13 protein-coding genes are annotated in these 9,461 nt (G+C 41.6%); 6 read left to right on the forward strand and 7 right to left on the reverse strand.

The annotated features are described in order from the left end of the window. Positions 1-28: 28 nt before the first annotated feature. The 6 genes from Q8R38_01690 to Q8R38_01715 are packed head-to-tail and all read left to right on the forward strand — an operon-like array spanning position 29 to position 4,703. On the forward strand, positions 29-271 hold the full coding sequence (locus tag Q8R38_01690) for a MerR family transcriptional regulator (protein ID MDP3790738.1): 243 nt from the start codon (positions 29-31) through the stop codon (positions 269-271). Then, positions 268-1,083, forward strand: coding sequence for an AAA family ATPase (locus Q8R38_01695; GenBank protein MDP3790739.1), 816 nt, complete (start codon positions 268-270; stop codon positions 1,081-1,083). The genes Q8R38_01690 and Q8R38_01695 overlap by 4 nt, the downstream gene beginning before the upstream one ends. After that, positions 1,084-1,761, forward strand: coding sequence for a type II secretion system protein N (locus Q8R38_01700; protein ID MDP3790740.1), 678 nt, complete (start codon positions 1,084-1,086; stop codon positions 1,759-1,761). A 10-nt stretch (positions 1,762-1,771) separates the two neighbouring features. Further along, positions 1,772-3,763: a TonB family protein gene (locus Q8R38_01705; GenBank protein MDP3790741.1), complete on the forward strand. Its 1,992-nt coding sequence runs from the start codon at positions 1,772-1,774 to the stop codon at positions 3,761-3,763. 35 nt (positions 3,764-3,798) lie between these two features. Next, positions 3,799-4,332: a hypothetical protein gene (locus Q8R38_01710; GenBank protein MDP3790742.1), complete on the forward strand. Its 534-nt coding sequence runs from the start codon at positions 3,799-3,801 to the stop codon at positions 4,330-4,332. 23 nt (positions 4,333-4,355) lie between these two features. Continuing rightward, entirely contained in the window at positions 4,356-4,703 is a 348-nt protein-coding gene (locus Q8R38_01715) for a hypothetical protein (GenBank protein ID MDP3790743.1), read from the forward strand. 19 nt (positions 4,704-4,722) lie between these two features. Here Q8R38_01715 and Q8R38_01720 read toward each other — a convergent pair whose 3' ends face one another. The 7 genes from Q8R38_01720 to Q8R38_01750 form a co-directional block, all read right to left on the reverse strand. Further along, positions 4,723-5,310 (reverse strand): transposase, encoded by a 588-nt coding sequence (locus Q8R38_01720; protein ID MDP3790744.1) that lies wholly within the window; start codon positions 5,308-5,310, stop codon positions 4,723-4,725. Positions 5,311-5,349: 39 nt separating this feature from the next. Further along, positions 5,350-6,882, reverse strand: coding sequence for a YifB family Mg chelatase-like AAA ATPase (locus tag Q8R38_01725; protein MDP3790745.1), 1,533 nt, complete (start codon positions 6,880-6,882; stop codon positions 5,350-5,352). Between the two features lie 32 nt (positions 6,883-6,914). Further along, positions 6,915-7,292, reverse strand: a complete 378-nt coding sequence (locus Q8R38_01730) for a YraN family protein (GenBank protein MDP3790746.1) — start codon at positions 7,290-7,292, stop codon at positions 6,915-6,917. Between the two features lie 4 nt (positions 7,293-7,296). Beyond that, the gene (locus Q8R38_01735) at positions 7,297-7,560 is read right to left on the reverse strand and encodes a SpoVG family protein (GenBank protein ID MDP3790747.1); all 264 of its coding nucleotides are present in this window, start codon (positions 7,558-7,560) and stop codon (positions 7,297-7,299) included. A gap of 166 nt (positions 7,561-7,726) precedes the next feature. Continuing rightward, the gene (locus Q8R38_01740; protein MDP3790748.1) at positions 7,727-8,176 is read right to left on the reverse strand and encodes a zf-HC2 domain-containing protein; all 450 of its coding nucleotides are present in this window, start codon (positions 8,174-8,176) and stop codon (positions 7,727-7,729) included. Positions 8,177-8,221: 45 nt separating this feature from the next. Further along, positions 8,222-8,893 carry a sigma-70 family RNA polymerase sigma factor gene (locus Q8R38_01745; protein MDP3790749.1) on the reverse strand — a complete coding sequence of 224 codons (672 nt, stop codon included), beginning with the start codon at positions 8,891-8,893 and terminating at the stop codon, positions 8,222-8,224. A gap of 70 nt (positions 8,894-8,963) precedes the next feature. After that, the coding region (locus tag Q8R38_01750) for a YDG domain-containing protein (GenBank protein MDP3790750.1) at positions 8,964-9,461 on the reverse strand (498 nt) is incomplete at its 5' end.

Below are 9,461 nucleotides of genomic sequence, written 5' to 3' on the forward strand. Positions count from 1 at the left end.
TGTATAGCTCTCTACCCAGAGAGTTAATATGGAAAAGAAAGATATTTATCTAATAAAGGACCTCGCAAGGCTTGCAGGTATATCCATCTATACCATAAAATACTATATCAAATTAGGGCTTATAAAAGAGATGGGCAGGAGCCCGGAAACCCGCTTTAGGTATTTTGATGATTTGACAGTAGGAGATCTGAAGAAGATAATAGCCTACAAAAGAGAAAAAATGTCTTTAAGCAGTATCTTGGATATCTTAAAAGAAAAGAAGGCGAGATGAGTTATTACGAAGTTCTCGGTTTAAATAAAGAACCTTTTTCTACCAGCCCTGATCCCGTATTTTTTTATCGTTCATCATCCCACAATGCCGCATTGCAGAGATTGGAGATACTAGTTCGTCTTAAAAGAGGCCTGGGCCTTATACTGGGAGATGTTGGCGTAGGAAAAACAACGATGTCCCGAGCGCTCTTACAGAATTTTGCCAATGAGCAGGATTATATATTTCACATAATCCTGGACCCTTCTTACAAATCAGAGTTCCAATTTTTATCGAGCCTCGCAAAGATGTTTGGTATAAAACCTAATTCGCGTTCCACGCTTGATTACAGAGAAGAGATCGAAAGGTATCTTTTTAAAAAAGGTGTGGATGAGCATAAGACCGTTGTTTTGTTGATAGATGAGGGACAAAAGTTGTCTACGCCGTTTCTTGAAATATTGAGGACGGTCTTAAACTATGAAACAAATGAATATAAGCTTTTGCAGCTGGTCATAGTAGCACAGATGGAACTCTTGCCCAGGATAAAAAAAATAAAGAATTTTTATGACAGAATAGGCTTGAAGTACATAATAAATGCCTTAGATGAAGAAGAGACGAAAAAGATGATATTCTTCAGGTTGAAGCAGGCGGGCCTCGAGGATCCAGAAAGATTATTCACCGACGGCTCTCTCAAATTAATATTCGGATATAGCCAGGGATATCCCAGAAAGACGGCTATGGTATGCCATGATGCGCTTGAATTTCTCGTGATGAATGGCAAGGGCGTGGTGGATGAATCGGTTGTTAATGAAGTTATAAAAAAGGTGTCTATTTAGATGCAGCGAGATATATCTCCGGAAGAAAAATTATTATCAATAATAAAGGGTAATCACGATAAGGTTCCCGCTGAAAAAGGCACAGGCAAGCCTGATGCAAAGGACATGGGGATCAAGCCCGTTAGCCCCAGTGGTAAGATAGATGATTATGTGTCGATTATTCTTAAGAGTAGTTTTTTTAAAAACAATATATTTGATCCTGGCATTCTGAAGGTATTTAACAGGTGCATGGCAATAATCCTGGTTATTGCTGTTCTATATTTTATCGGGGATATATTTTTTGTGCGCGCATCCGGCAAGGCCAATTCTATAATAGCGGGCTTTTCCAGCAGCGTGATGCCGGCGCAGCTCGCACCGAAAACCGCGAAGATTGAAGCAAGGAATTATTCTTATTATTCAAATAAAGTTGCCGGAAAGAAGATATTTGGGGCAGGCACTTATGTCGCTGCTGAATTTCAGTCAGGGGCCCAGTCAGCAGGTGAGCAGTCGGAAAGCAATATAGGGCTTGTTGGAATAATACCGGGGGCCAGGGCCCAGGCCATAATAGAAGATAGAAAAGCCCAGAAGACGTATTATCTTATGAAAGGGCAGTCAGTTAACGATATCAGCGTAGAAGATATAGATAGGGATAAAGTTACGATTGAGTATAAAGGGAAGAGAATGAGCCTTTTCCTGTAGGAGGTGTTGTATGAAAAAACAAATTATAGCCGCATTTACCCTGGTTTTATTTTTAAGTATGGCTTGCGACCCAATATTGCAGATGATTGCCGAAGCTCAGGATTCTGCCATGCCACCCACATCCGAGCTTGCTGGTATTCAATCAGATCAGGAATCGGGCAAAGTATCTTTGGATCTTAAAGGCATGGATATAGTCGAAGTTATAAAGATGCTTGCCACCAAGGGAAACCTTAATGTTGTGCTTGGCACCGATGTGAAGGGGAAAGTGACCATATTTTTAAAAAGTGTCAATCTTATGGACGCGCTCGACATTATTCTTATCGCGAACAATCTGGCATATGACAGGCGTGGCGACATAATATACATAATGAGCCAGAGGGATTATGAAAGAATGTATGGCGAAAAATATGCCGAGAAGAAAGAGGCCATGATATTCCGGCTTAAATATGCCAAGGCTGCAGATATCGGTAAGGCATTGAACCAGATAAAGACAAAGGTAGGAAAAATTATCATCGATGAAGGGTCAAATACAATCGTTGCTATGGACAATCCCTCCGCAATCGTGCGGATGAATGAAACAATTCAGAGTATAGATACTCCAACCGTCACCAAGATATTTGAGCTTAGGTACGCCAAGGCCACGGATATGAAAGATAAGGTCGTAGAAAGCCTTACAAAAGGTATGGGTACTATTCAGATAGATGAGAGGACAAACAAGATAGCCATTACCGATCTTGAGAAAAAGCTCCAGGACATAGAGAAGATGATCGTAGCGTTCGATGATAAATCACAGCAGGTGCTTATCGAGGCTAAAATACTGCAGATTACGCTGAGCGACCAGCTGAAGCTTGGTGTCGACTGGACCAGCGTTATAAAACAGTTGCAGAAGGAGATAAATTTAAAAAGCGCATTTCAGCTGGCTGCCTTTAATGCATTCGGGCCTCCGGGCGCGGAAATGCTTATAGGAAGCTTGGGAGACTCCGGCGATGTAAACATAATGATACAGGTATTGAAGACTATAGGAGATACCAATCTTCTTTCAAGTCCGCGGATAACCGCCCTGAATAATCAGGAAGCAAAGATATTGATAGGCACTTCCCAGCCCTATGCGACAAATACGGTGACGCAGACTACGGGGACTGCCACAACAGGCACCAATATAAGTTTTCTTGATATTGGTGTGAAATTATACGTAACCCCCACGATAAATAAAGATGGTTTTATAACCATGAAGATAAGGCCTGAGGTAAGCTCAACAAACAGTAATTACACATATGGTACGCCCGCTACAACTATACCGGTAGTCCAGACTACTCAGGCTGAGACGAGTGTCAGTATCAAGGACGGTGCTACGATAATCATAGGGGGCTTAATAAAAGATCAGAGGACCGAAACGGTAAATAAAATCCCAATATTAGGCGATCTGCCGATTATTAAATATGCTTTCAGTAATACGGATGTCAAGGTGGAAAAACAGGAACTCGTTATATTTTTAACCCCTCATATAATAAGTGGTGAATCGGATTATATGGACCCGCCAAAAACACCGCCTATAGACGAAGGTAGATTTACTGTACCGGAAAAACCGGCTTTTGAAAGAAGGGATGAAGTTTCCATGAAGCCCGGCATGTTCAAAGGCGCAAAAAAATACCAAAGCGAAGAAGATTCCTCTATGGGTCCGGTAAAAAAATCCACTATGGAGACGGTAAGCATAGCGTCAACGTCACAGGAATATTATTATTCTGTCAAAAACAAAATAATAGAGCATATATCTTTACCTAAAGACGCAAAATATTCTCAGATCAAAGGCAAGGTCAAATTATCGTTTTTCCTGACGCCTGCGGGTAAAGTTACAAGGGGTCCGGATATACTTGAGTCGTCAAATCATGAATTGGACGATATAGCGCTTAGGGCCGTAAAGAGGGCCGGTTCATTTTCGGTCTTTCCGGAAGATATGGGTAGAGGAGAAAAACGTTTTGTTATGGATATAGCCTTTGAATAATATTTTAATAAAGCCGTCACAAAAGGGGGCCGTTGATGAATAAAGACGACAGAACTTTTTTAATCGTGTCATTTATGGTCATCATATTATTACTATTCGCCGTGGGCTCTCTCTATATGATGAAAGAAAATGAGAAAGAGAAGAGAGTGGGCCTGCAAAGGCAGGTGGACGCGCTTGTGATTGAAAAGCAGAACTTAGAGTTGAGGCTAAAAGAGTCAGAAGTCAGCAATGCGCAGGCCTCGTCCACCATTAAATTTCAGGAAGAAAGGATAAGTTTCCTGTCCAGGGAGCTTGAGGATGAGAAATCGTCCAGCGGGAAAAATATTGTTAAGATTCAAGAAAAAGAGTTTGAAATACAGAATCTCAAGGCCAGAATAGAAGATATCAAATCGGAAAAACAGGAAACTCAAAGAAATTCGGAAAAACTTAACGAAGAGTATCTGAATATTAAGTTTCAGATGGAAAATCTGATTAAGACGAAAGAAGAGTTAGAGAAAAGGGCAAAAGAACTTGTTGATAAAGAAGGTGTTTCTCTCGGCACTGTAGTGATCAAGAGGCCAAATAATTAAAAATCAGAAAGCGTGGCAGTGATATGAAGATAAAAAATATATGGCTTACAGCGGTTTTTATATGCTTATTGCCGGTATTATCCCAATGTGATGAAGGGGGGTATAATAAAATAGGAGATGTTTCTGTTCCTGATAGTATGGAGGTTATTAAGGAGGGAGATGTGAATGTCTTGGTACCTAAAGGGGGACAGTTAAAGCAGGAAAGCAGCTTCCTGGTAAAAGAGGTACCGGATGAGTACGCCTCGCGTAAATTTATAGCGATGGAAGGCTATTTTAATGAGATCCGAATGGAGCTTGAAGCGCAGGGGAAAGAACTAAAAGAATTAAGAGAAATCGTAGATAGGATTGCGCAAGAAAAAATAGCCAAGTGACCCCACCAGAAATATCTTTCTATTCTAACCTGGTTAGATTTGCCAGGTTAAAAGGGAAAATATACGAATAAGTTTTTTGTCGTTCCTCATCGGTTACACCTAAGTTGATATATACTTCAGATTTATCTATCAAGTCATTTTTTTCTCCAGATAGGTAAGTACGTGCTCCTGAATAATTCCAGTCAGTCGAGTTTTTGCATAGACCTGCTCTTACAGGGTTTAAATCTATATAACGCATTACTGCAAGCAATTGAGTGTCATTTTTTACCAATTCTCCATAAAAGCGATCTTCCCAAAAATGTCCCTTTCTTTCATAATGCTCATTATGCCATCGCGCATACCATCTATTGATGGAGTGCATTATTGCAGAAATATTTTCAGTATCAACAAGTTTAATAAGCAGGTGCGTATGGTTATGCATAATGACATAATCGTAAAGCAAGAAACCATATTTAATTTTGCACTTTTTAAGAATACTAAGATACTTAACAAAAGCATAGTCGTCGGTGATGAGGTTTTGTTTATTATTACATCGCGTTGTGATATGGCATATTGCATTTTTAAAGTTGAACCGCTCACGTTTTCCATGAGTTATCGTTACAGCCATAAGTTACCCCTCCATTCTAACCTGGTTAGACTTGTCAGGTTAGCCCCACAGGTTTCTGTCCAGACTGCGGTAGGAGATGGCTTCGGAGATGTGATGTGCTTCGATGGTATCTTTTTCATCAAGGTCCGCTATTGTCCTGGATACTTTAAGGATTTTATCATAGGCTCTCGCGGAAATACCCAGTTCTAATATAGCCAATTTCAGCAGCTCTTCAGCCTCTTTATCAAGAATGCAGTATTTTTCCAACTCCTTCGATTCCAGGTGGGCGTTAAACAGCACGCCGTCATCCTTGAGGCGTTTTTTCTGAATCGCCTTTGCCATATCTACGCGCTTTCTTATTTCCCCGGAGGGCTCGCCGCGTCTTTTGTTCGTGAGATTTTCATATTTAAGCCTTGGCACCTCCAGGTGTATATCGATTCTATCGAGAAGCGGCCCTGATATTTTTGATAAATAATTCTGGATCTGAAAAGGCGTGCAGTGGCATCCTCTTTTTGGATCGGTAAAGTATCCGCACGGGCATGGGTTCATAGCGGCGACGAGCATAAATTTGGCGGGATATGTCAATTTATTCGCCACCCTTGCTATAGTGACAAGACCATCTTCCATAGGCTGCCTTAATACGCCGAGCACGTTTCTTTTAAATTCCGGCAGCTCGTCCAGAAATAGCACTCCGTTATGAGCCAGGCTTATTTCGCCCGGTGTTGGATTCGTGCCGCCGCCCAATAGCGCCGCGTCAGAAATTGTGTGGTGGGGAGACCTGAACGGGCGCGTTCCTACAATGACTTTATCAGACGGCAGGATCCCCGCGACGCTGTGTATGCCGGAAGTTTCCAGCCCTTCTTCAAGCGTCATTTCAGATAGTATTGTGGGCAGCCTCTTGGCTAACATGCTTTTTCCCGAGCCCGGCGGCCCTATTAAAAGGGCATTGTGCCCTCCGGCAGCGGCGACCTCCAGGCCTCTTTTTACATGTTCCTGGCCCTTAACGTCGCTAAAGTCCTGCTTGTATTTGGAGTTTCTTTTAAATATGGATTCGGCGTTGGCCTGTTCCTGTTTTATCGTTATCTTTTTGTTTAAAAAATCCACGGCTTCTTTTAGGCTTGAGACAGGGTAAACCTCAATATCTTTTACCGTAGAAGCTTCTTTGGAGTTTTCTTTTGGAAGTACGAATATTTTTTTATTCATTTTTTTCAGCGCTATGGCTATCGGCAAAGCGCCTTTAATAGGTTTTATCTTTCCATCTAAAGAGAGTTCGCCGCAGAATATATATTCGTTTAAAGAGGTAAAATCTATGACTTTTTCCGTGGAGAGGATGGAAAGCGCTATCGGCAGATCGAACGACGCGCCCTCTTTTCTTATATCCGCGGGGGCGAGGTTCACTATTATCTTTGTAGAAGGGAAGGAGAATCCGGAATTTTTAATGGCCGATTTTATGCGGTCACGCGATTCTTTTATCGCCACATCGGGCAGGCCCACTATGCCGAAATGGGGAAGGCCTCCTCCGATATCAACCTCTGCGGTTACTTCATACGCATCTACTCCTAATACACAACCTGAACAAATCTTCGCAATCATTTTTATCACTCCTTGACTGTTAGCCCGCAGGCTTATATATAATCGTCTTCAACAGCGTTCTCTATAAGCTCTATGTTTTCTAATTTATGTTCATGATTTAATTTTACCGAAACTATGTCTATTCTCCATGCTGCACGCAATAGACTGTTGCACTTTAAATAGAAGAGCGCGTTTTTTATTATGTGCCGCTCTTTAAATTTTGTTATTGCCAGATACGGGGGGCCAAGAGAAGATGTGGCGCGTGTTTTTACTTCCACAAAGACTATAAGATCTTTTAGCTTGGCCACAATATCTATTTCGCCGAATATTGTGCGAAAATTACGCCTTAGTATCCTGTAGCCTTTTTTCTTGAGGTATGACGCGGCCAGCTCTTCGCCTACGCTACCCGTCACCTTCTTCTCCCGGCCCATAAAATTAACTCCCGTATGCTTCCAGAACGAGCCTCTCGACCTCGTCCATTACCTCTTTATTTAGAGGGATCACAGTCTTGTACCATTTGCCGTCTTTTCCGGCTTCTGACGGCATGCTGACAAACAAGCCTTTTTCGCCCTCGACAACCCGCAGCCCCTTGATCACGAAACTATCGAGCACAGAAAGATCGCAGAATGCTTTTGTAGCGCTGTTGCCATCGAGCTTGTGCAGCCTTGATACTTCCAGCTTCAGGTCTTCGGTTACCATATTTTCACCCCCTTTCCATACGTTTTATCCCTACTATATAAGACGTAAAAAGGGTCGAAATTGTTGCAAACTTTTTTAAAATATTTTTAATTTAGGTTGTAACTGATTGTATTGCAATGGTTTAGCAAAGCAGTGTTTGCGGGATGGTAATCAATATTGGTGTGTTTTACAGCCGGTTTTTTGGATTTGAATCGAGAGCGCTTAGTATCCTGGACGCTTCTTTTTCTCCGCCTTTTTTCCATGCTTCGTATATCATGACCAGCATCTTGGTGGATTTAGCGTCAACTATCCACTTTATACCCAAAAGCGTAGTAGCTACGAGTAGTTGTATAAAATACTGAGGAGTAATAAACGACAGAATAAAAGATATCGCGGCAAGAATTAAGTAAACATTCAGCTTCTTCATAAAATCACCCTTTCCTTTTTTGAAATTTCTACCTTTATTAAATATCTTTACAGATTCATACGCAGAAACTATGCTTTCAAGGCACTCCGGGCAGCAGGCGATATGATCCTCGATTCTTATTTTATTTTCGCCGGTGATACCGCGGCTAAGATAGTCCGCAAGCTCAATCTCTGTTGGGTGTATTTTTGTGTCTGTTTTAACATTAGTCATGAATTTTTCTCCTTTTTGCCCTATGGTCCTGCACTGCTACGAACCCTATGCTCCTACTATATAAGACGTAAAAAGTGCCAAAATTGTTGCAAAAATAATTAAAAAAGTTTTCAGGTCCTTCAATGAAACCTTGAGTTTCTCCTTGGCCCTCTTTATATAATTTGATACAGTGCCCTTAGGCATATTGAGCATATCAGCTATATCATGGTATTTTTTATCATGGATAAGATGAAGTTTTATTATAATTTTTTCGCGGGAGGGCAGCGCTTTAATGGCACGGTCTATTCTTTGGGCAAGTTCAGTTTCAACATTGTCATGCTCGGGCTTCATGTCTTTGGATGGAATAAGATCGGCAAACTCTTTTTCATCCTGACATTTTTCATGTATAGAGATCGCTTGAAGGCGTTCTTTCGTATCGCTTTTGCGTATATAATTTATAGCGGCATTTCCCGATACTATGGCTATCCAGCATGATATGTCGCCGGTATTAACTATATTCTTTAATTTTTCCTCGTGCCAGATTGATGTGAAAATATCCTGGCGGATATCCTCTATTTCATTAGTGGGAAGTGAGGTACCGTATTTTTTCAGCCTGTTATCTATGGATATATATACTAACTTGGAATATTTTGATATAAGGCAAGACCATGCCTTCAGGTCTTTTTTTACGCAGGCCTCAACTATATAGCGGTCATCTTCCGGATATTCATTTCCCATTAAATTGATACGATATCACGGTTTCCGTCGGCGGGTCAAGAGAAATTAGCTTACAGCAAGGCGTGTTTAATTATCCGCCAATATATACCTTCTCTCCATTAATCGTTACTTTTAGTCCGGCGGCTGAAGAGGGGACTAAAAACTTTTGCAGGCTGGTGACATAAGTTGCCATATTTGTCTGGACACTTTCCATCCTTGCTTCATTAACACTTAACGTAGAATAAGCCTCTGTAATGGAGTCACTTATCACGACATTGCTCTCATTGGTGGCGTGGCTCACATTGCTCTGGGTAGGCGTAGGTGTAGGATTAGGTGCAGGCGCAGCCGTGATATTAGCTGTAGTAGTGGGCTGCGTAAGCGAGTAATTGGCTGAACTGCCTCCACTAATCGTAAGACCTGATATAGTGACCAGTTTATCAGTGCCAATATCTTTACTTGCAAATGCGCCTGTAGCGGCTGTAGTATCAAGGGTAACTGTATCACCGGCTACTACACCGCTTAAGGCTGCCAGTGTCGTATTAAGGGTAGCGGCTGTTGTGCCGTCGTATGTCTTATTGTTAGCGGTAAT

Source organism: Candidatus Omnitrophota bacterium (assembly GCA_030695905.1).
Taxonomy (GTDB): domain Bacteria; phylum Omnitrophota; class Gorgyraeia; order 2-01-FULL-45-10; family 2-01-FULL-45-10; genus CAZHPY01.